22 protein-coding genes are annotated in these 22,710 nt (G+C 41.3%); 16 read left to right on the plus strand and 6 right to left on the minus strand.

The features are described 5' to 3' along the window. Window positions 1-26: 26 nt before the first annotated feature. The 5 genes from BuS5_RS18135 to BuS5_RS18155 are packed head-to-tail and all read left to right on the plus strand — an operon-like array spanning window position 27 to window position 5,284. Window positions 27-1,604, plus strand: coding sequence for a metal transporter (locus tag BuS5_RS18135; RefSeq protein WP_157487298.1), 1,578 nt, complete (start codon window positions 27-29; stop codon window positions 1,602-1,604). Next, on the plus strand, window positions 1,597-2,106 hold the full coding sequence (locus tag BuS5_RS18140; RefSeq protein WP_027352843.1) for a hypothetical protein: 510 nt from the start codon (window positions 1,597-1,599) through the stop codon (window positions 2,104-2,106). Before BuS5_RS18135 ends, BuS5_RS18140 begins: the two co-directional genes overlap by 8 nt. Further along, a complete protein-coding gene (locus tag BuS5_RS18145) occupies window positions 2,099-2,995 on the plus strand; it encodes a poly(R)-hydroxyalkanoic acid synthase subunit PhaE (RefSeq protein WP_027352844.1) in 897 nt (298 codons plus the stop codon). The genes BuS5_RS18140 and BuS5_RS18145 overlap by 8 nt, the downstream gene beginning before the upstream one ends. A gap of 32 nt (window positions 2,996-3,027) precedes the next feature. Beyond that, complete coding sequence (gene phaC, locus BuS5_RS18150) at window positions 3,028-4,203, plus strand: class III poly(R)-hydroxyalkanoic acid synthase subunit PhaC (protein WP_084445557.1); 1,176 nt, start codon at window positions 3,028-3,030, stop codon at window positions 4,201-4,203. A gap of 34 nt (window positions 4,204-4,237) precedes the next feature. Then, window positions 4,238-5,284, plus strand: a complete 1,047-nt coding sequence (locus BuS5_RS18155; RefSeq protein WP_027352845.1) for a GAF domain-containing protein — start codon at window positions 4,238-4,240, stop codon at window positions 5,282-5,284. Between the two features lie 6 nt (window positions 5,285-5,290). Here BuS5_RS18155 and BuS5_RS18160 read toward each other — a convergent pair whose 3' ends face one another. From BuS5_RS18160 to BuS5_RS18180, 5 genes are all read right to left on the minus strand, one after another. Further along, window positions 5,291-5,797 (minus strand): PilZ domain-containing protein, encoded by a 507-nt coding sequence (locus tag BuS5_RS18160; RefSeq protein ID WP_027352846.1) that lies wholly within the window; start codon window positions 5,795-5,797, stop codon window positions 5,291-5,293. Window positions 5,798-5,910: 113 nt separating this feature from the next. Continuing rightward, on the minus strand, window positions 5,911-6,105 hold the full coding sequence (locus BuS5_RS18165; RefSeq protein WP_027352847.1) for a hypothetical protein: 195 nt from the start codon (window positions 6,103-6,105) through the stop codon (window positions 5,911-5,913). Between the two features lie 578 nt (window positions 6,106-6,683). Beyond that, window positions 6,684-7,040 (minus strand): hypothetical protein, encoded by a 357-nt coding sequence (locus BuS5_RS18170; RefSeq protein WP_051374538.1) that lies wholly within the window; start codon window positions 7,038-7,040, stop codon window positions 6,684-6,686. 138 nt (window positions 7,041-7,178) lie between these two features. Beyond that, window positions 7,179-7,808, minus strand: coding sequence for a hypothetical protein (locus BuS5_RS18175; RefSeq protein WP_051374539.1), 630 nt, complete (start codon window positions 7,806-7,808; stop codon window positions 7,179-7,181). A 399-nt stretch (window positions 7,809-8,207) separates the two neighbouring features. Then, window positions 8,208-9,614 carry a hypothetical protein gene (locus BuS5_RS18180; RefSeq protein WP_027352848.1) on the minus strand — a complete coding sequence of 469 codons (1,407 nt, stop codon included), beginning with the start codon at window positions 9,612-9,614 and terminating at the stop codon, window positions 8,208-8,210. 935 nt (window positions 9,615-10,549) lie between these two features. Between BuS5_RS18180 and BuS5_RS18185 the strand changes: the two genes are divergently transcribed. The 7 genes from BuS5_RS18185 to grxC all read left to right on the plus strand — a co-directional run bounded on the left by BuS5_RS18185 (window position 10,550) and on the right by grxC (window position 16,524). After that, a complete protein-coding gene (locus tag BuS5_RS18185; RefSeq protein WP_027352849.1) occupies window positions 10,550-11,404 on the plus strand; it encodes an SDR family oxidoreductase in 855 nt (284 codons plus the stop codon). Between the two features lie 26 nt (window positions 11,405-11,430). Then, window positions 11,431-11,919: a hypothetical protein gene (locus tag BuS5_RS18190; protein ID WP_027352850.1), complete on the plus strand. Its 489-nt coding sequence runs from the start codon at window positions 11,431-11,433 to the stop codon at window positions 11,917-11,919. A gap of 24 nt (window positions 11,920-11,943) precedes the next feature. Next, on the plus strand, window positions 11,944-13,020 hold the full coding sequence (locus tag BuS5_RS18195; RefSeq protein ID WP_027352851.1) for a PHP-associated domain-containing protein: 1,077 nt from the start codon (window positions 11,944-11,946) through the stop codon (window positions 13,018-13,020). A 167-nt stretch (window positions 13,021-13,187) separates the two neighbouring features. Further along, window positions 13,188-14,528 carry a phosphoglycerate kinase gene (locus BuS5_RS18200; RefSeq protein ID WP_035264210.1) on the plus strand — a complete coding sequence of 447 codons (1,341 nt, stop codon included), beginning with the start codon at window positions 13,188-13,190 and terminating at the stop codon, window positions 14,526-14,528. A 97-nt stretch (window positions 14,529-14,625) separates the two neighbouring features. Next, a complete protein-coding gene (locus BuS5_RS18205) occupies window positions 14,626-15,393 on the plus strand; it encodes an enoyl-CoA hydratase/isomerase family protein (RefSeq protein ID WP_051374540.1) in 768 nt (255 codons plus the stop codon). Between the two features lie 157 nt (window positions 15,394-15,550). Then, the gene (locus tag BuS5_RS18210; protein ID WP_157487299.1) at window positions 15,551-16,261 is read left to right on the plus strand and encodes a hypothetical protein; all 711 of its coding nucleotides are present in this window, start codon (window positions 15,551-15,553) and stop codon (window positions 16,259-16,261) included. Next, window positions 16,258-16,524: a glutaredoxin 3 gene (grxC, locus tag BuS5_RS18215; protein ID WP_027352853.1), complete on the plus strand. Its 267-nt coding sequence runs from the start codon at window positions 16,258-16,260 to the stop codon at window positions 16,522-16,524. Before BuS5_RS18210 ends, grxC begins: the two co-directional genes overlap by 4 nt. On the opposite strand, the gene BuS5_RS18220 is transcribed toward grxC, so the two are convergent. Continuing rightward, window positions 16,511-17,299, minus strand: coding sequence for an enoyl-CoA hydratase/isomerase family protein (locus tag BuS5_RS18220; RefSeq protein ID WP_035264214.1), 789 nt, complete (start codon window positions 17,297-17,299; stop codon window positions 16,511-16,513). The genes grxC and BuS5_RS18220 overlap by 14 nt on opposite strands. Before the next feature lie 161 nt (window positions 17,300-17,460). On the opposite strand from BuS5_RS18220, the gene BuS5_RS18225 reads away from it, so the two are divergent. The 4 genes from BuS5_RS18225 (at window position 17,461) to BuS5_RS18240 (ending at window position 22,609) form a co-directional block, all read left to right on the plus strand. After that, on the plus strand, window positions 17,461-19,113 hold the full coding sequence (locus BuS5_RS18225) for a sensor histidine kinase (RefSeq protein WP_051374541.1): 1,653 nt from the start codon (window positions 17,461-17,463) through the stop codon (window positions 19,111-19,113). Between the two features lie 285 nt (window positions 19,114-19,398). Continuing rightward, complete coding sequence (locus BuS5_RS18230; protein WP_051374542.1) at window positions 19,399-21,240, plus strand: hybrid sensor histidine kinase/response regulator; 1,842 nt, start codon at window positions 19,399-19,401, stop codon at window positions 21,238-21,240. After that, the gene (locus BuS5_RS18235) at window positions 21,233-21,910 is read left to right on the plus strand and encodes a response regulator (RefSeq protein WP_027352855.1); all 678 of its coding nucleotides are present in this window, start codon (window positions 21,233-21,235) and stop codon (window positions 21,908-21,910) included. Before BuS5_RS18230 ends, BuS5_RS18235 begins: the two co-directional genes overlap by 8 nt. Before the next feature lie 393 nt (window positions 21,911-22,303). Then, a complete protein-coding gene (locus BuS5_RS18240) occupies window positions 22,304-22,609 on the plus strand; it encodes a hypothetical protein (RefSeq protein WP_027352856.1) in 306 nt (101 codons plus the stop codon). Window positions 22,610-22,710: the final 101 nt, after the last annotated feature.

Raw genomic sequence — 22,710 nt, forward strand, 5'->3', positions numbered from 1 at the left:
GATCGCAATAAAACCAAAAGGCGTATATGAGCAGATATGATGGGGACTATAAAATTTTTAGTATGCTGGAGCAATTATTTTTATTGTTGCAGAAATATAACAAAATAGAGCGGGCAGCAACGGATAATGTAAAAATCTCGTTTAGCTACTGGGGTGGTGTTAATAAGTATTTAGAAGCATTTGCCAGCCCTTTCCGGACCGCTTTAAATGCATTTAATGCCCTGGAAGCGGAAAAGCTGGTTCAACTCCCGCCCTGGGAGAGTTTCAGGGACTATGCCAAGCTTCTTCAGTTTAGCTTGCAGATAGCGGAAAAAGGGCTTTCCGGCAGTACTAAAGCTGTGCAGGAGTATCATCTGAAAAAGTTTGATGAGGCTTGCCAAGCATGGTTCAATACAATTCTGGATAAAGACGGTGAAGATATCGCATCTTTTTCCGCCAGGCAATTAAAACTCCTTAATCATCTGGTTTATACCTACCCCGAGGCAATAAAAAATATTGGACAGGAATACGGTATCCACCTTGAGGGCGGAGGATATAAAATAGAAGCGGAGACGGACCGCTTTTATCTCTACCAGGTTCTTCCCCTGGATCCGAAGGTTAAAGTCAGAAAAAACGGAAAGCCGATTATTATTATTCCTCCGTATGTTTTAGGACCCAATATTCTTGCTTTTCTGCCCCGGGAACGAAAGAGTTATATACACGCCTTTGCCGATCAGGGTATCCCCACTTATCTAAGGTTCACCAAGGATATCGATACGACCCCGTCTGTTCAGATCATGACCGGTGAAAACGATGCGCTGGATACGCAGATGTTTTGCAGGAAACTGATATCCAAACATGGAAAAGCGGTTACTCTGAATGGTTACTGCCAGGGTGGTTTTATCGCTGCCGTTGATGTCCTTTCAGGAAAACTTGACGGGCTGGTCGATGCCCTCATAACCTGCAATAGCCCGATGGACGGCACCAGAAGCGTTTCTTTGGTCGAATACCTGCAGCATCTGCCAAAGCGGTTCAGGGATTTGGGCTATGCCGTCAGGACTTTGCCAAGCGGTAATCAGGTTGTGGATGGTGAAGTAATGAGCTGGGTATACAAGTTGAAAAGTATGGAAGTAGAGGCGCCCCTCGTTACCTTTTATCGAGATCTGGCAATGTTTGACAGGGCAAACGGAACTGATCTGCCAATTAACAAAACCGGCGTGGCCATTAATCACTGGCTGATTTATGACCGCAACGATTTTCCGGTTGAAATTACAAAAATGAGCTTTAACTCTTACACAATCCCGGTAGCCGGGGATGGAACCCTTCCTGTTAAACTTTTTGGGAAAAAGCTGAATTTTAAGCGCATAAAGGAAAAAGGGATAAAATTTCTTATCTGCTGTGGCGATAAAGATGATCTGGTGGATATGCCCTCAGCTTTGGCTCCGCTTGACTATATCGATGCTGAGGTAACGGTCTTTCCAAAGGGGCATGCTGCAATCGCCACGTCATGGTCCAAGCCTGATTCCAAGTGTGCCCTGCATACCTGTTTTGGCGAGAATTGCCGTGGACCTGTGCGTTACCAACTCGATTTAGAAAAAGAACTGGACGAAAAATCTGATGGATAAACATTTTTTAGAATTTATAGGTAATTGTTTCATCAGCGCCGCCAAGGGCCAAAAACATATGGAAGATATGGAAAGAGGGATGAGCCGGGGCTTGAACGATTTTGGCGATCTGTTTGAAATGTTTAAAAAGTTTTATGGGTTAGAGCGACTGAAAGATAAGCCTCCGGATTACCCTGAAACCCGGGAAAAATTTATTAAAGATTTTAAAAAATTATTTAGTGATTATCTTAGTTTTTTCAGTACGGCATCCTTTGAAGAGCATCTTTCCCTTGTCAATAAATACGAAGCGCTTAAAAAGAAGGCCGACGAGCAGGAAAAAACTATAAAAAGGCTGCAGAGCCGGAGCGGTGAGAGTTTAACCGGGCAGGAAAAAATAGCTGAAAACCTTCAATCCCTCATCAATGATCAAACAGATCAGTTCCAAAAAATGATGGATAGTTTTGGGCAATTTGCAAAAAGCAGCGCAAAAATATCAGCAAGCCGGAGAAAAAATCATGACTGATACGGGCAATAAAGACCCAGGGGCAAAGTTTTCAGAGTGGTTAAACAGCGCAAACGAGTTCTGGGGATCTATGGGCAAAATATGGCAGGATTCCCTGCAAACAGGCTGTGCTTCGGCCACGCAAGATAAGAGTGATAATGGCGGCAACCAAAAAGGATGGGAATCGGCGTTTAGGATGTGGCGCTTGTTTGCATCTGTCCTGGCCGAGCCCTCATTTGCAGGCACATTTTTGAAAGGAATCAATGCCATGCCTGATACCTTCTTAAAGGTCGCCGGCACAGGGCTGACAGGTTTTTTACAGTTTTATCAGCAATGGCAGGAAAAAGCAGGCCGGATGGGAAAAAACACCAAAGCATACAGTTTTGATCACCTTGACCAGGAAATGTTTACGGCCTGGAAGGAGTTGTATGAACAAGAAATCAGGCAGTTTCTGAAAATTCCCCAGTTTGGATTGCTCCGTGGTTACCAGGAAAGGTTTATGGAGGGTTTAGATGATTTTAACATTTTTCAATCTTCAATGGGTGAATTTATTCATCTTCTCAGCCTGCCTATAGAAAAATCATTTAATGTATTACAGCAACAACTTGAAGAACTGGAAAAAAACGGTGAATTTCCTTCGGATCCGCATGAAATTTACAGACTATGGGTTAAAATACTTGAAGGGCATTTTATGACACTTTTCAAGTCCTCGGAATATGGCGAGTCTTTAGCGCGTGCCCTGAAAGACATGGGATTGTTCATTTCAGCCAAAGACAATTTTTTACACGATGTCCTGCAATCTCTTCCTATTCCTACCAACAAGGATATGGATGAACTTTACAAAGATTTGTATCTGCTAAAAAAGAAAGTAAAAGAATTGGATAAGAAATTCGCAGCAGGCAGTAAATAAATAATAAGATTTTTGAAAATGGAGGCATCATTTTGGAAGCGCCGCGAATTCCTGTAGACCTGATTTTATCTAAACTTGCAGAAGATACGGAAAAGTTTCATGAACGTGTAAAAAAAGGTTCTGATGTTTTATTGGATAAGCTCGATACCCAAATAGCCACCACGCCCTATGATATTGAGTACGAAGAAGACCGGGTTAAACTAAAACATTACAGGCCTGTAACCGAATCATCGCTTAAAACCCCGCTGCTTATTGTTTATGCCCTTATTAACAGGGAGACCATGCTCGACCTTCAGCCCGGCAGAAGCGTTGTGCAATCATTTTTAGAGAAGGGGATCGACGTATATATGGTCGACTGGGGTTATCCTACCCGCAAAGACAAGTTTATTACCATCGATGATCATGTCAACGGTTACATGGACAACATTGCCGATTATATTCTTAAAAAACATAAGGTTAAAAAAATTAATCTTATGGGGATTTGCATGGGAGGATCCTTTTGCGTTATGTATTCCGCCCTGCATCCCGGTAAGGTAAGGAATCTGATTACCACAGTTACACCGACAAATTTTGAGACTGATCAGGGGTTGCTGCATATCTGGATGAAACATATAGACGTAGATTCTCTTGTGGACACTTTCGGCAATATGCCGGGAGATATGATGAATTTTGGTTTTTTGATTCTAAATCCGGCCCGACTTATGATCGACAAATATGTCGGATTGCTGGAGAACATTGGCGACAAGACCTTTGTGGAAAATTTTGTCCGGATGGAAAAGTGGATTTTCGACAGTCCTGATGTCGCGGGTGAAACTTTCCGGCAGTTTGTTGTAGACTGTTATCAAAAGAATCTATTGATCCAAAGCAAAATGATGCTCGGAGACCAACGGGTGAACCTGAAAAAAATTACCATGCCGCTTTTAAATATTTATGGCAGATATGATCACCTGGTCCCTCCTGCTGCATGCGATCTCCTCTCTAGTAAGGTGGGAAGCAAAGATGTTCAGGATGATTGCCTTGAGACAGGGCATATCGGAATATATGTAAGTTCCAGGGTTCAGAACAAATTGGTCCCCAGGATTGTAAAATGGCTGGAAGAAAGGGACACAATTAAAAAAACAAAACGAAAAAAGGCTGCAACAAAAACAGCAAAAAAAGCTGAAGAAAAAGTTGTCTTTAAACGAAAAATTAAGGGTGCGGCCGTTTAGTTAAAATAATTATTTTCTAGAAGGAGAACTGCACATGATAAGAAAACAAAGTTTTTTTCAATCATTCTGTAAAATTTGCAGGGTATTAGGAACCAGCGCCGACGTTAATGAAATTTTGGATCTTCTAATTCAAAACGTGATTGACACAATGGATGGCAAGGCGGCCTGCATTTTTTTGGCGGATGAAGAAAAGGATATATTTGTGCCGGCTGCAGAAAAAGGCCTGTCGAAAAACTACTACCACACAAGGCCGAAGCACGCCAGGAAGATGGTTGAGGATATCCTGAAAGGAGGTCATATTTTTATTTATGACGCCACATCCGACCCGCTGGCGGGAGACTGCGAATCAAAAAAAGCCGAAGGCATCGCCTCCATCCTGGTTGTTCCGGTCATGGTCAAGGATAAAGCCATAGGTATCTTAAGCCTCTATACTTCAACTCCGAGAAATTTTACCAGCGATGAGATCGAATTCCTGTCAGCGGTTGCTGAACAGGGAGGAATGGCCCTGGAACATGCCAGGCTGCTGGAACAGATCAGGGAGAACAACAAGCTTTTTTTCAGTATCTCGTCAAAGATCAATTCTTCCCTTGATGTGAAAAAGGTCCTTAATATCTTCGCTTCCGAGATTGCACATTTTTTCGACTTAAAGGCCTTGACAATACGTCTTCTCAGCGAAGATAAAAAAGGTCTGCAGCTTGTGACCAGTTATGGATTGAGCACTAAATATTTAAACAAGGGTGCGATAAGCATGGGAAGAAATATCAACAAAGTCTTGGATGGTAATATAATAAACGTTAAAGACGCCCTTTCTGATCAAAGAATTCAATACAAAAAGGAAAAACAGGAAGAAGAGATTGCATCTATGCTTTACGCCCCTATCAGGGCCGGTGAAAAGATTATCGGCGTGATGACCCTGTACAGCGGAACCATACGTGAATTTACTGAAGATGAGATAACCATGGTGAATGCTCTTGCGCTTCAGGGGGGGCTTGCAATTCAGAATGCGTCATTACATCTGGCGCTCAAGGATGAGATGAAAGGTCTTAAGGATGATATCTGGAGCCATCGCATGTGGTTTTAACAGGTATTAAATTACATTTCCCACCAGGATTCGTTTTATATTTGCTTTTGTGGTACCGTCAGGCAGCGCGTTTAGATATCTATAGCAATTATGGCATAAACAAACACAGTCATCTTCTTTGCAGATTTCCCGGGAAGGCTTATTAGCTCCACATAAATCGCACGAGCAGGTAATTTTATAGATTTTGTCGGCAAAAACTATGTGACTTTTGTACAGATACTCGATCCCTATCCCGTAGCGTAAAGCGCCTTGTTTTTGTGTTTTCCTGCGCCATCTTACATTTGCTTTGTAAGCCTTATACGCTTCCGGGCCTGGCTCGTCAGGTAAATAATTGACCATCTCGATGTAAATATCCGTCCCGGGTTTTAAGTCCCGGGCTATCTCGAAATACATGCCGTTTTGGCTGTAATTAAACATTTTGGCATCAATGTAATTATCAGTTTTATAATCTGCATACAGGATGTGAGCCTTATAATTATTGCGCGAATAATTTCTTTTTGCATATGGAAACATTTTTCCACCTCCTTGTATTCAAAGTATTCAAAGAAGACCGATATGTTTGCATAATGCGGGCCCCCTATGATTGTTTTCAAGGGCTGGAATAAAGCACATTGCGCAAAAAAGTTTTACGCAGCCTTGTAATCAAAACGGGGCTGATCGCCTATGATTTCCTCCAGGTTAAAATCTTGATCCTTTTTCTGGCAAACGTCATACCACTTGCAATCTAATTCTTCACAGTTGCTTTCCATAGTGTTGAAACAGGCAGCATGACCTTCGGTACGTTGAAAATTTCTAATTACGGCATCAAGATAGTTAGCCATATCCCCTTCTCCTTTTTTGTTGAAATATCGATAAGTTAAAAAAGTACAAAATGATCTTTTAAATTTCTGAGAGAGTTTTTTTCTGACGGGTTTCAGGTTGTTTGTTTTATCAATTTTAGTGTTGCTTAAAACATCCCTGTGTTATGTCTTTATGAGGATATTGTTAAAAAATTGTTAATTTTTAGCTTGACGTCTATCTGCAATAAGCTAATTTTTTAATTAAATTTTTTGAGCTACCATGTAAATAGAGTAACGGCTTTATTTTAATGGGGGGAAATACTTATGATATATGAAATTGTCCCATGCGCTTTATGTTGTTTGGGTTTGTGAATTGTGGATTGTCAAAATACTGCGAAAGAGCTTTGCCACCAAAGAAGGAGGAGGGTATCTCAGCAGGTGATAGTGTATTTGGTTGAAAAGGTATTGAAGTAGGCTCAGTATAGACCGCCACATAAATAATTTCACTGCGTTATCGGTCGTCGGAGTAGGGGTTCAAAATTTTGAACCCCTACCCCCTCTGGCCTCGTGCTAAATTTTAAAATCGGGTTATTATCTGACAATTTATATATGTCTTGAAACTATTTTTTGGTTACGTTTTCTTTTTCCGCCGCATTTTTGGGCGCGGGTTTTTTTTCCGTCGTATTTTTAGTTACGTTCTCTTTTTCTTTCACAGGCTCCGCAAAAAACTCCTCAGCCTTTTTGAAATTTTCTTCAACGGCCTTTTTGAAATCCCTGCATCCCTTCTGGTATACTTTGACATATTCATCCACGAATTTTCTACCCTCTCCCGGCATCATCCATATGCCCTGCCCCATGGGCGACATATTTGCCATTTTTTCCATCTGCTCCTGGAGCATTGTCATGGCATTAAAGGCATTATTAAATATGGTTTTGTTAAAGTTGATTATCTGTTTTAGCATTGTAGCCTGTTCCATTTTTTCTCCTTAATCTTTTAAGTGGTTTCTCTATCCCGGGAGGTTGTCTCCAGGATACATTTATATTGCCTACCGGTTTATAAATCCTGTAAAGATATGGCTGGCTGCGAACCAGTTAAATCGGCTGTTCCGGCTGTTTTATGACTGGTGGACTGGTGCTTTCACCACCTTTTCAGGGGGCGCAGATAAGGGGTTAAGTTTCATGGGTAGTGCTGCAATAACTTCGCTGGCCCTGGTTATGTCTTCCTGGAGGCCATCCATTTTTTTTTCTAACTGGTCTACGGCCTTTTTGATCTTTTCGAGTGAAGAAGCGGCGGGCATTCCTTTTTCGATCTGATTGAGAGCTTTCTTCAGGGGTTCGAGATCTTCCTTTGCCGTTAAGGTCTTTTTTTTCAAGATGCTGTTCACTACCTCTTGCGGCCAGTTCCGTTTTTCAAGAGCAGCAAGTCTTGACCCCATAGCCCCGATATCCTCATGAACCTGGGTTATTTTTTGCTCCATTGCCTTGTCGGCCCCTTCACTCTCAAAATCCATTTTTTCAAAATTTTTATCAACGGCCTTTTTAAAGTCACTACATCCTGTTTTGTACGACTCCAACCATCCATCCATCATTTTTCTCCCTTCCTCAGGAATAGGGAAGATCCGTCCCAACGATGTATTGAATATTTTTTCTGTCTGTTCTTGCAACATCGCTATTGCATTGAAGCTTTTGTCAAATGCACTCCTGTTAAAGCCGATAAACTGTTTTGTCAATTTTGCAGTATCCATGTTATATGTCCCTCCCTTAGGAAATAATAGATTATATTAATCAAGGATGGTAAAATTATAAAGTTTTCTCATGGATTGTCAAGGAAAAAATGATGCGCTGCAACAAATAAAATATGCAGATTGCAATTAGGATAGTAGCTTGATTTTATAAGATAATTATCTATTTTTATAAGTATTTATTTTTATCATAATAATAAAGGAGGATATACTATGGTGATTTATTGTGCAATATAACATAATAAAAATCAGTGGAGAGTTCTCAGTGGAGAGTTCAGGATTGCAAAAAAAGTTTTTTTTGAAAAATATGGCAATACTTGGAATGCATACAAAATATTTCTTGAAAGGGGGGATTTAATGGAAGGATCCCCCTTTTTTTTTAAAAAAAAGGGGGGGGTGTTATTATTCGACATCAGAGTTGTTGAGGATAAAATCTACAATCCTGGTATAATATTCCTTCAGGATTTTGCGGGATCTAAAAAGACCCATGTGGCCTCCATCGGATATGAGATCGAGTTTGTCATCCTTCGGAAGGGAATTTATATATTTCAAGTGGCCGGTCGCTTGAAGGGGAGGTGCGACCTCATCCCTTGAACCTCCAAGTGCCCATATGGGAACATTGGCCGGATAGTCTTTGATGCCGATCTTTTTTTCTCCGATCACCAGCTCGCCCCTGATCAGTTCATTGCGGATAAAGATCTTGTTAAAAGTATCGCGTATAAAGCCGGCAGGACTGTGGTGCGCATAATTATACCATTGATAAAAAGATTTTTGGCGCTCGGCGCGGGTTTCGTTACCCTCTTGCAGGTCGGACATAAAAGTATCCAGGTTTTTAATATGCTGATCTATCCCCATTGCATAAAAGGCGAGTACTTGCAGTCTGCCGTCATAACATTCTCTTCCTGCGCCTTTCTTGCCTTCTGCTACTGTATGGCCTAAAAAGCGTATCATCATATCGATATAGTTTTTCCCGGCCAGGCGGGCAAAATCGCTCAAAAATCCCTTTTCTCCCTCTGTGTCCATGGGTGATCCTGCCGATCCGAATGTTTTCGCAAGGTTGGGGTTCAGGATCAAGGTGGCCATAAGGAGGGGCCCCGGTTGGCAGATACCCACTAGGTGAGGAGGAGATCCTGTCAGGCCTTTCAGGTGTTCGAGTATGCTTTTGTACTGCTCCACCTGTCCATCAAAATTTTCATAATGCCTTTTGCCGTTTACATGAAGCGGTATATCATCGGCACATTTTTGCTCTGCAATGGCCATGCGGGTGATTCCATGATCTCGCATGTAAAGGGCGACCCGTTCGGCGATATTGGAATGGTGCCCTGCCCGGGGGGCAAAAATTACCCCGTAGTTCCGGATTTTATGTTTTGTGTTCAATGAGATATCTATGAGCCTGATGCTTGGCAAGTCCAGGATTATGTCCGTGTCGCCATATTCAACCTTCCAGTCTTGATCAGGCGGTGTGTCGGTAAAGAGCTTGATAAATTCCAGCTCTGCCCGTCGTTTTTGCTGGAACCCACGCAGACTATCCAGCATGTTTTTTTGGGTAAGAGATAAAAAATTATCCGCTCCGGCAGAGCACATATCAACGACCTTATTGCCTGATCCATTGAGCTGGGGAAGAGCAAAGGGCATAACATTTTTCATCAGCCCGTAAGCCAATCGGTATGTATCCCTGAGGTTTTCAAAACCCATGAAACAAGATTGAATTGCCGCCCCAGACAGGTTGGCGCTGGTTTGAAGCGGAATTTTGATAGCCTCTAGTGTGTTAAGGGCCTGGGGAAATAATGTCATAAAAGAATCCGGCATGATTTTTTTCCTTTCCACTTAAATGTACAGAAGAATAGAAATCTGTATCACTCAAGGGTTTAAAATTCATATTAAGTATTTGTCTTACAGCATTTACTCCATCAATTAATTGCTTTAGAGCAAAATCTTTTGACAGCTTAATATCTTTAAGTCAACAATTTTACAAGCAATTTTTATGCCGGAAAGACTATTTGCAGTAATGAACTGCTGTAGCGTGCTGGATAGCTTTTGCCTATAACTATTTGATTTTTCTAATAAAATTATCGTATGAGGCAATGCGGTTTTTCGAATACATATGTAGAATATATTTTTTTGTCCCATTCTTTTTAGAAGGATATTTGTTTAATTCTTTTAGGAAGATATTTTCATGATATGGGGTATTTTTTTATATATCCTGGTCTGTTAATTCGAAAGATGCATTTGCATAATGCCTGTGAGACTTCTTTAAAATGTTCTATTTATTCGGCTGATGCATAAGTGTTTTATTTATTCGGCTGAGACATTGAGAAGCGGCTGTTGTTGTGAAGATCCATTTTTCATACGCAAAACCTGTTGCCGGAGCAATGGGGAAAATGCTAAAAATATGACCGGAGCTAATATATATCTTATTAATATATACCTTATTGTAGACCGGTACAAAAAAATATACAGATTCGGGGCATCTTTCAAATTTAGTTTACATTTACTTTGTATAAAAAATTATATTTCACCGCGGAGAACGCAGAGTTCGCTGAGATATTACATTAAAAATTAAGCAGTTTCTCAGCGCTTTTTGCGTACTCTGCGGTGAAAATACCGGTTCTAATATGAAGAAAAGTGTTAACTACTTTTTATGGTTTGTGAGGGATGTCAGATTCGGGCCTTGAGTTTGCCTGGATACATATTGTATACAAGGATATCTGTCACCCAAAATATCAACAGGAAGGAGAAGAAAAATGGATATTAGAGAACCGGAAATCAAAAAAGATGAAATTCTTTTTTTAGAGGACGATAATTTCAACATCGGGAATGTCTGTATTGTCACCGGCGCTGCCGGCGGGATTGGAAAGGCCGCGGCCGTGGCTGCGGCAGCCAACAATCTTATGACAGTCGGGCTTGACATTGATGAAGAGGGGGGGCGTAAGACACAGGAAATGGCCAGGGAGATGGGGGGACGGATGATCTTCCGTAAAACCGACCTTTGTTCCGATAAAGATTTGGAAGATGCCGTTGAAGAGGCTGCGGGATTGGGGAGCATCAAATATGTAGCCAACATAGCAGGGATACAGCATATAGACTCAATTGACAATTTTCCTATGGAAAAATACGATTACATGATGAGACTGATGCTGCGGGCCCCATTTTTTCTATCCAGGCTGACTATTCCCCATATGAAAAAGAGTAGTGATGGAACAGGAGCCATAGGAAATATGGCCTCTGTGCATGCTCATATATGTACACTTAACAAATCCGTATATAATATAACCAAATTCGGGTTGCGCGCTTTGACCCAGTCCATTGCCGCAGAAGGGGATGGAAAGATTCGTTCCTTTTCTATAAGCACCGGTTTTATAAAGACAGCCCTGGCCCTGAAACAGATTCCGGCCCAGGCCGAGCAGCGCGGCATTACCCAGGATGAAGTGGTGCAGGATGTAATGATGGGGAATTCCCGTGTCAAAGAAATGATGGCTCCCATAGATGTCGGCAATTTATTTCTCATGGGTTTTTCGCGCTTTGCGAGGTACCTTGTTGGCGGAGACCTGCTTTTTGACGGCGGGATGGTATTGACTTACGCGCAAAAAAGCAGCTAGATTTGCCCTTTGGGAAAGCTTCAATAATGAATAATATATTAAGCTATAAAAGAAACAGATCAACCTGTGTCGAACAGATGGATGATTATACAATGAAATCCTATTGCCGGTTTCAGGATACATTTACTGAAGCATATGTTGAAATCATGGTCTGCCTGCCTGATCTTGAAATTACCGGCGCCACAGGAGAGTTTACACGCAGTTTGCGAAATGAATGCCTGATTGATATAAATGAATCCTTAAAAAGAGTTATCGGCGTCAGAATCGGTTCCGGCATGTTAAAGATACTAAAGGGACTTATGGGCGCTAAAACAGATTGCCGGGAATTGATATTCATGGTGGAGGAGTGCTGTCATGGTATTATACTGGCATTTACCAAAAAGAAATTATTGTTTTCTCCGAAAGATGAAAAGGAAAAGCACGAATATTATGCTAATATGGTAAAAGAGAATATCAGAATGTATAACCGCTGCGCTGCCTTCGCGCCGGGCAGTTCTTTTGTGGATAAGACCTGATCATTTTTCAGGAGCCGGTAAATTATGTTGAAATACTCTCGTAACAAGCTAATCAGCGTGGTCAGGGAAGATCATGATACGCTCAGTGTTCACGGCATTCTCGATGACGATATATACAGCCTTGAGTTGAATATTACAGTAAGAATATCCGATCTTCAAATTATTACCATAAATGGCAAATGGAACAGATGGACTACCCCCGAGTGTCACCGGGCTGAAAATCTACTTAATGAAGCTGTTGGCTTCCGTGTGGAAAAGGGGTTCACAGGTAAAATACATAAGGTCATAGGACGTAAAGCTTGCCGACATTTTGCAAACCTCCTGATTGAATGCTGTTTTTCTGCTAAAGAGGCCGCGTTAATTGCCGATATGGATGATAACGCCGGGCGGAAACAGGAAAAGGCTGTTGATGAGTCAGTCAAGTCAGTCAAGTCAGTCATAGCTGCAGGTCCGGACATATCATCAAAAGGCTTTATTATAGATTTGCATGTGCATACCAGTCCAGCATCGCCATGCAGTTCTGCTGATGTAAATCTGCTGATTGAAGAGGCTAAAAGGATAGGCCTGGATGGTATCTGTCTGACTGATCATAATTTTGTCTGGGAGCCTGCTGAAGTTGAAGAGTTACGTCAAAGGCATGATTTTCTGGTCCTTGCCGGTAATGAGATAACAACGGATCAGGGGGATATGCTGGTATTTGGGCTAAGCCGGGATATCAAAGGTATTATCAGACTTAAAGATCTCAGGGACGAGGTGGACCGAGCCGGAGGTTTTTTAATTGCGGCCCATCCTTTCAGGGGATTTTTGACTTTTGGTATCGGCGAGCTCGGCTTGTCAGCAGAAAAGGCTATGCAAAGGCCTCTTTTTAAATATGTTGATGCGCTTGAGGTAATGAACGGTAAAGTGACCGAAAAAGAGAACCTGTTTGCCGCAGAAGTTGCTCACGGCCTGGGTCTACCGGCAACAGGAGGCAGCGATGCCCATGAGGTTTCAGAAACAGGCCTCTATGCAACTAGGTTCTTGGAAAAGATCAAGGGTGAGAGAGATCTTATAACTGCCTTAAAAAGTGGCAAATATATGTCGGTGGAATATCGAAAATAAGTATAGATTTCCATAGTCTTGGGGAAAATTTTTGCATTGCCGGCAATCATGTTGACAATTTCGTCAATAGCATCAATACAGTTGTCGTTCAATTAAAATTCGAAGCCCCTATGGTACTTTATCGAGAAAGTTTATGAAAAATTGGCATAACCACAGGAGAGAAGAACATGAAGAATCAAGAATTAGATCCCCGCTTGCCGCTTGTCCAGGATGCAGACCTTGATGGCAAGGTTGTCCTGGTACGTGTTGATCATAATGTTGTCAAGAATGGGGTAATCCATGATCCCTACCGTATTGATGCCACACTCGGCACCTTATACAATATAGTGGAGCGAGGCGGGAGGCTTATAATCATGAGCCATGTGGGCCGGCCGAAGAACAAAAAGACCGGAAAAATACAAGTGGGGGACGATACTTCTGTTCAGCCCATTGTGGAATATCTTGAACATAAACTTTATACGAAGTTCTCCATCCCTCAATTCCCTGTGGATCATGAAGCAGGTATCAGGGAGATCGACACTTCCATAAACTGGCATATTCGTGATCTGCTGGCTCACAGGATCGGGGGAATTTATCTCCCCAATACGCGCTGGTTTGATGGGGAAGAGGCCCAAAATGAAAGGCGGGAACGATTTACCGTCCAACTGGCCGGTTTGGCCAATGTTTTTGTTAATGACGCTTTTGGTTCCTGGCAGCCACACGCCACCACTTGCGATATGACCAGGTATCTTCCCAGCTTTGCCGGTTTTCTAATGCAAAGAGAACTAATCAACCTGAGATATGTCCTGAAACCGGAGCGCCCCTTTTTGGCCGTTGTGGCAGGAGCCAAGTATGACACAAAAATCGATCCTCTCAAACAGATTTATAAGCAGGTTGACAACCTGTTGTTGGGTGGAGTTATATATAATACTTTTTTATGCGCCAAATATGATGTCAAGATTGCCGGAGTGAGTGAGTCGGATATTAAGGCCGCCAAAGAGCTGGTACTCCAGGATGAAAAAGCAGGGAAGGTGGTGGAACTCCCATATTTGATAGAATCGGATACTCTTGAGGGACGAGTGGAGGGAGCCTTTCGGACCCGTTGCATCAAAGACTTTAAGTCTGGAGATGAGTACGGTTATTTTCTCGACATCGCCCCTGAATCATTTGATGTCCCGGGCGTGTCGGATGTCATCAGTTCGGCCAGGACCATTTTCGTTAATGCCGTAATGGGGTTTACTCCTCATTTTTTCGAGGGTTCCGAGAAACTGGACCGCACCATTGACCTGAATCTCCATGCCAAGAAACTCTATGGCGGCGGTGATACCCTTCAAGAGTTTAAGAACCTCAGCCCAGGCCTCTATTTGGCCGCCATGGATAATGCCCAGTACTATTTTTTCACAGGAGGCGGCACGGTGCTGAAAGCTATTGAGGAGGGAACTCCTTATGGTATCCCACCGGTCAAAGCCTTAATACAAAATGGCGGAAAACATCCGGGTAAGAGATTGGGCTCGTCAATTATTTTATAGCTTTATTTTTTTTCTTTCTTGCTATAATCTATAAATTTCCAGATGAATTAATTTCATAAAAATATAGCAAAACTCGATTTTTATAAGGAACAGATTAATGACTGATAAAAAATTAATAGAATTAGAATATAACGAAAACATAGCTGTTCTGCGGTTTAACCGACCTGGGGTTCATAATTCCGTAAATGAACAGGTGATGGAAGAATGGGAAAAACATCTTGATACAATTGAAGCGGATCATAAAATTCGCGCAATAATTATTACCGGCGCAGGCTCAAGGACATTCAGTGCGGGCGGGGATTTACGTTATTTTGAATCTCTGAAAACCTATGATGCATGCTTCGCTATGTCCAAAAGGATGCAGGCGATCCTGGAAAGGTTGATTTACGGTAAAAGGGTTGTAATTGGAGCTGTGAACGGTCAGGCTCTTGGTGGAGGTTGTGAAATCTTAACCGCCTGTCATTTCCGTATAGCCGCTTCTCATGCTACTTTTGGTTTGCGTCAGGCGCCTAATGGTTTAATTACAGGCTGGGGCGGAGGAAAACGCCTCTTTAAACTAATAGGCAAGTCTGCTTCTCTTAAACTGCTGCTTACGGGTGAAACCATAGATGTATCCGAGGCCATACGTATCGGCCTTATAGATAAGTCGGTTGAGCCTGATGCTTTGATGCGGTCAGCCATTGATATGGCAGACAGGATCAATAAAAATGCGCAGGTATCTGTTGAGGTTTTTTTGAAACTGGCTGAAAAGCTGGAATTTGATGATCGTAAAACAGTAGTTAAATATGAGACTGAATCTTTTGCCGAGTTATTAATGGGTGACTACTTCCGTGATGCTGTAAAGAAATTTATACACGTTAACTGATAATCCTGGAATCTATATTTTCACACAAATAATTTCACTGCTTTATCGGTCGTCGAAGGTAGGGGTTCAAGATTTTGAACCCCTACCTCCCTATGGCCTTGTGCAAAATTTTAAAATCGGGTCAGTACACGACAATCTATATATGGGCAAATATCTTATGGATAAAGATAACAGATTAGTATTATTAAATAAAATTTATAAACTCTATGATGATTTTATAGAAAGCATCGATGTTGCGTGTGAAAAATTCTGCTCAGTCTGCTGTACATGCAATGTAACCATAACAAGCCTGGAAAGCTATAATATCCTTTTTAATTTACCTGCGGCCAAAAAAAAAATACTAAAGCTCAAATTTGCTGCAGAATATGGATCAAAGCGTTTTATACCACTGACAACCACCAACAGGCTTGCTGTTTTGTGTGCGCAGGATAAGGATATACCGGATGAAGATGTAGACTCTGCCTGGGGCAATTGTTCCTTGCTGACGGATAAAGCCTGCCCTATATATGATAAAAGACCTTTCGGGTGCAGATCTTTTGTTTCCAAACATAATTGTACTCTCAAGGGTTATGCGGAAATGGATCCATTTGTTATTTCAGTGAATACTCTTTTTTTACAATTTATTGAACATATCGATTGCGATGGCTATTCAGGAAATATTATGGATGTCATGCTCTCTTTTGAAGCACAGGAAAAAAATTGGCGGAATAAAAAGATATCCGGCGCACCAGGCAACGGGCTTATTAAAAATAATCCTATTAACGTTCTTATGGTGCCGCCTGAACATAGACTCAAGGTTATGCCCATGCTTGCGGAATTAAAAAAGATTAGTATTCAAGCTGATAATCAATCGGAGGAATCTATATGAAAAAGGTAATCATCTATTCAACATTAATCTGCCCTTACTGCATAAAAGCCAAGCAGCTTCTAGAATCAAAAAACGTTGATTATCAGGAAGTGCGTATAGATAAACATCCCGAACTTGTCGCCGATGCAGTCAAAAAAAGCGGCGGCCAAAAAACAGTTCCACAGATATTTATCGATGATTATCATGTGGGAGGCTGCGATGACCTCTATGCGCTTGACAAAGAGGGACGGCTCGATTCATTGCTGGGCATTACTTCCCCTTAAATTCAGGCTTTCGTGATTCCTTTAAGGCGGATAAAGCCTCTTTAAAGTCTGCGGAACTGAACATGGCCGCCTGTGCAAAAGTATTGGCTTCCCATTCTGTATATAGGCTTGATTCCATCCCTCTTCGCAGACCGTCCTTAATTGCCGATAAGGCCAGGGGTGCGCTTTCGGCAAGCTCTTGAGCCAGTGCGTCGGCCTCTTCCTCCAGTTTTGCGGCCGGAACACATTTGTTGGCCAGACCGATACGTTCGGCCTCCTTGCCGTCCACAGGTGTTCCCAGCATGAACATTTCGGTAGCCTTGGAGAGACCGATCAACCTGGGAAGCAGAAACATGCCACCCAGGGGTGAAAGCAGGCCTAGTTTAACCCAGACTTCTTTAAACACGGCTTTTTCCGAAACAATTCTGAAATCGCATGCCACGGCCACTTCGCAGCCTGCGCCCACTGCCGGTCCTCCAACAACAGCAATTGTAGGTTTGGGACTAAGCTTGATGGCTTTTACCGCGCCTGCAAAATACTTGTAAAGGCGGGTTTTGATTTCTCCCGGGGTTATCCTGGTTAATGAATCCAGGAAGGCATAACTCCCCCCTGCAGAAAAACCTTTTCCTTTTCCTGCAAACATAATGACGCGGATCTCGGGATCATCCTCCAGATCCTTCATCGCTGCGATGACCTCTTTTAAAACATCCGGTGTCAAAGGGTTGAAATGTTCCGGATCGTTGAATATAATTTTGCCTATTTTATCCTTTTTTACTACTATAATATGTTGCGGCATTTGTCCTCTTTTTCAAAATTCAATAATGTGAAAACGATCGCCCGCCTATTGTTGACAATTCCATAAAATATGATACCCATCATTATAATAATTCGATTTTTTTTTCAAGCTGTTAGCAAAAAAAAGGGGGGGGCGTCCCAAAAATTGAGAGCATCTTTACTATGTTTAAGATATCAATAAGTGGTTTAAAAAAAATACTCCCTGTAATTGTATTTTGTTTATTTGTATCCGGATCTTATATCTGCTGGAATATTCATAACAATTACAAACATGAACTGATCCTGGGATACACGAAATCTTTCGCTGAACAGATCCGTATACGCATTGAAGATATGATGCAAACAAATATGGCAGCAATGGAATTTTTTGGGAACAGGTGGGTAGAAAGGAGTCCTGTAGATTTCAGCCGGGAGCGTTTTATACAATTTGCCGGAGCGTTTTATAAGCATTCCACAGGCTTTTCCATAATCAGCATGTTTGATCATAAGGGTGTTATGCAGTGGATTTATCCAAAAAATGATACTTCAGGCAACGCCGGCAATCAACTAATATTACTGTTTCAAGATTATGAGCAAAATTTTTTTGACAAAATGGGTAAAAAATCGGAATTACTGGTTACTCCCTGCAAAGCATTTGATAAAAAAAATTTTGCTTTCGAGGCTTCCCGGCCATTGATCCATAATGGAGCAGGAATAGGATATCTTAATTTTGTCTTTGATGTTTCCCTTCTAATGGAGAATTGTAAAGCTAACGCTCTTTTTAATGATTTTTATATCGCTCTTTATGAGGGGAAACAGCTTATTTACACAAACATGCAAAAAGATGGTGCGGATCATCATGAAAATGCTGTGCATTTTATTCGAGATGTTAATTTTCCGGGTAAAACATGGCAATTGTTTGTTGAACCTAAAACATATGTTTGTTCAACACCTGTTCCAACAAATTTTCTGTTTTTAATTCTTGTTTTGACGGTATCTGCAGCAATATCATTTATGTTGTATTTATTGATGCAGCGGATCGAAATGTATCAGGCGGCAACTAATAATCTCATTCAGAAAGCCGGTAAAAGAAAAAAAGTTGAAGAGACTCTGAAGCTAAATGAAGAAAAACTGGAATCTTTAGTTGATGAACTTGAGGGTAAAAACAAAGAACTTGAAGCTTTTGCCTTTATGGTCTTCCATGATCTGAAAACTTCGATTTTCACAATAAAAGGTTTTACAGATGCGCTTAGGGAAGATTTCGGCGATCTGCTTTCTGAAAAAAGCGGGCAATATATTGGATACATTGATAATGCCGCTGAAAAAATGATTCTATTGATTAATGATCTCTTAAAACTTTCGCGCGTCGGGCGACTGATTGGGCGAAAGGAAAATTTTAAATTTGAATCGGTTGTAAATGAAGCCCTGCAGGAGATTATGCCGAGGATTGCGGATAGAGATATAGAGATAAAGATACAGGAGCGCCTGCCGGATGTTTTTGGTGACAAAAAGAGGCTGGTCCAGATGCTGGAGAATCTGTTAAGCAATGCGGTTAAGTATATAGGAAAAGAAAACCCGGCGCCATGCATCGAAATAGGGGCGGAGCAGCAAAGGGGGGAGAATGTTTTTTTTGTAAGGGATAATGGTGTTGGAATAGAAAAGAAGTTTTTTGCAATAATTTTTCAGGTCTTCAAACGTCTTCCTTCTACGAAAAAACTCGCGGGAGGTTCAGGCATCGGCCTGGCGATTGTAAAACGGATAGTCGAACTTCACGGTGGTCGAATATGGGTATCATCAGAAACAGGTAAGGGAACAACATTTTTTTTCACACTATAGATTTCCATGTAAATAGCGCCTGAATGAAAAGCTGAAATTGCCATATTTCCGGTAGGTTAAGGATGTTTCCCAAATCGAAGTTTTTGAGCCATTAGCTGTTAGCTTTTAAAATTAAACAGATAGTTCCTTGAGCCAATAGCTAACGGCTAAATGCTAACAGCTTTTCGAAAATTTTCGTTTTTTGAATAATGTTTAAATATCCGAAATAGTATCTGTTTTTAGTTTTCGTTCAGGCGCTAAATAATTTCGCTGCGTTAGAAAACAGGAGCCCGCAAGGGGAATATTATGAAAGGCTTGAATGTCGTAATAATTGAAGACGAAAGGTCTCATTTTGACCTCATGAAACGTACCCTGGGGACTTATTTTCAAGATATCTCCGTGTATCATTTTGAAGAGGCCGGAGCATTTCTTGAAAGTTTCGATGAAATAAAACCGGATATCATAATAACCGATTTCATAATGCCCGATATGGATGGGATTGAATTACTCGAGATTTTAAATAATGATGGGAGTGATATCCCGGTTATCATGATGACCGGGCAAGGGGATGAAACCGTTGCTGTACGGGCAATGAAACTGGGTGTAAAAGATTATCTTGTCAAATCCGACAATTTTTTTAACCTTCTTCCCAGTATAGTTGAAAGGGTTGCCATAGAACAGAATTTTACAAAAAAGCTGCAGAAATCCGAAAGACGATTCATTGATCTGGCTGCCAGCACATCCGGCTGGATATGGGAAATGGACAAGCTGGGCAGATACATATATTCAAGCCAGGGGGTTGAAAAAATTATAGGATATCGCATAAATGAGGTGATCGGAAGGAATTTTTACGACTTTTTTTCTGATAATGAGCGGGAAATCTTAAAAGAGTCAAGCCTTAAAATGATGGCTGAAAAAACGATAATTTCGGGTCTTGAAAATCGTCTCGTTCACAAGGACGGGCATGAAGTCATTGTTGAGATACGCGGTATCCCTTTTTTTGACGATGCCGGCAAAGGGCTTGGTTATCGTGGTGTAAGTCATGATATCAGTGCGCGCAAGTTTGCAGAAATAGCTTTGCATGAAAGTGAAGAAAAATTTAAAACAATTTTTGAGGAATCACCGATAGGCATTATGCTTTTCGACGCCCAGGGCAGGCTGGTCGTTGCAAACCGGTCATATTTAGATATATTCGGTATTTCTGATCTTTCCCTGGTAAAAGATATGGACCTGTTTGACAGCCCGAATCTTTCTGATGAAGCCATGGCTGAGCTACATAAAAACGGGGTATTAAGGCGTGAAATGCTATACGACTTTGAGAAATTAAGAAAGCGCAAACATTTTAAAAGAAAAAAATCAGGGCGTATCTATATTGACATTCTTCTTACCCTGCTGGGAGATAAAGGGAAAGATTCATTTAAAGGATATATGGTACAAATTCAGGACATTACAAAACGTAAGTGCGCCGAGGCATCTATGCGTAAACTCTCCCAGAAGCTGGTCAGCGCCCAGGAAGAGGAGCGACAGCTTATCTCCAGTGATCTCCATGACAATCTGGCCCAGGACCTGTCTACATTGAAGATCGGTCTTGAAACGCTTTTTTATGACTGGCCTGATGCGCCTGATCTGCTGCTGCAAAAGGCGTCGGATTTATCAGGCATGGTTAATAAAGCCATAACACAAATCAGGGAGATAGCTTATGGACTGCGACCGCCCGGCCTTGATCAGTTGGGGCTGGCACAGACGATTCGCCAATACTGCGACGAATTTTATAAAAAAAACAGGATCAAGGTCGATTTTTTTTCCGCGGGCATGGAAGGATTAGCTCTTGATTTCGGTATTAAGATTTCACTTTATCGTTTTGCAAAGGAAGTTTTAAATAATATAAAAAAACATGCCGACGCCAATTATGTCAAAGTTCGTCTGGTTGCTTCGTATCCAAATATAATTCTACGTATCAAAGACAATGGAAAGGGTTTTAATGTGCGGGAAAGGCTGGTTGAAGCCAGAAGTGAAAAAAGGATAGGCATCTGGAGTATGGAGGAGCGCGTCGGTTTTCTTAATGGCAGGATGGAGGTAGAATCCAAACCTTTTCAAGGGACGCAAATCGTTATAGAAATTCCTTTAGAGGAACATGAAAATGGCTGAAAAAAAAACCGTAATGATTGTAGATGATCATCCCCTATTCAGAGAGGGCCTTAAATCAATTTTATCCCGGCATTCCAAATTTGAAATTATAGCTGAGGCTCAAAATGGTTTAGAAGGAATAAGGTATGCCAAAAAAATGAAACCCGAACTTGTTATTATGGATCTCTCCCTCCCGGATAAATCCGGGATTGAAATTACCCGTGAAATAATGGCAAAACTTCCCGGAACATGCATAATGATACTCAGCATGCATTCTAAAATCGATTATATCACAGAAGCATTCAAGGCCGGCGCAAAAGGATATCTTGTAAAAGAGTCGGCTGCGGAAAAACTGGTTGAAGGCCTTGATACCATCTCAAAGAATGAGTATTTTCTGGATACCTCGATTTCTTCCCAGGTGATCAGAAACCTTATTGCATCAGAAGATAAAGAAACTAAAATTACAGATGCCGGTTATGGCAGCCTGACCCCTCGTGAACAGGAGGTAATGCGGTGTGTGGCAGAAGGGCTATCGAGTAAGGTAATCGCCGAAAAACTTTTCATAAGTCCGAAAACAGTAGAAAATCACAGGACCAATATTATGAATAAACTGGATATCCACAGCACTCTGGAACTTGTACGTTATGCGGCAAGGCTGGGGCTGATCGATGTGGAAATCTGGAAAGGATAAAATACATTCACAGATCCCCTAATGACACCCTCCCGCTTATAGGGAGATTTCCCTACTAAAATGAACCATCCTATCTATTTACACTCCTTGCAAAATAAGAGAAAGTAATTTTGAAGTAAATTTGCGGATAATTAGAATTGCCTGAACGAAAAGCTGAAATTGCCATATTTCCGGTAGGTTAAGGATATTTTCCAAATCGAAGTTTTTGAGCCATTAGCTTTTAAAATCAAACAGATAGTTCCTTGAGCCAATAGCTAACGGCTAAATGCTAACAGCTTTTCAAAAATCTTCGTTTCTTGAATAATGTTTAATTATCCGAAATAGTATCTGTTTTTAGTTTTTGTTCATGCACTAGTTAAATGCATCATCAAAATAATAGGAGGGAAATACAAAATGGCATCAAATTTTAAATTTTCCATTTACAGAAATAGTGAAAATATTCATATAAAACTTTTTGGTGATTTTGACGGCACATCTGCCTTTGAACTTATAAATTTTTTAAAGGAAAGCACCGAGGCTGTATCAAAAATTTTTGTACACACAAGCTGCCTGAAGCGGATACTTCCATTAGGCCGGGATGTATTCCTTAGCAATCTTGACTTCTTGAGAGGGGATTCTCCTTTGCTTTTGCTTACCGGGGATGAGGCTTCAGGACTGGTACCGAGAAACAACAAACATATTCAAGCCTTGTCTTGTTAAGTTTGGTCTTGTTGATTGTAATAAATTAAGCTCAAAATCATCCCTACTTTTATAAAGGGGGTAAGATCTGTAATAACATTAAGGTAACACTTGTTTTATTG

Origin of the sequence: Desulfosarcina sp. BuS5 (assembly GCF_028752835.1) — a bacterium.
Taxonomy (GTDB): domain Bacteria; phylum Desulfobacterota; class Desulfobacteria; order Desulfobacterales; family BuS5; genus BuS5.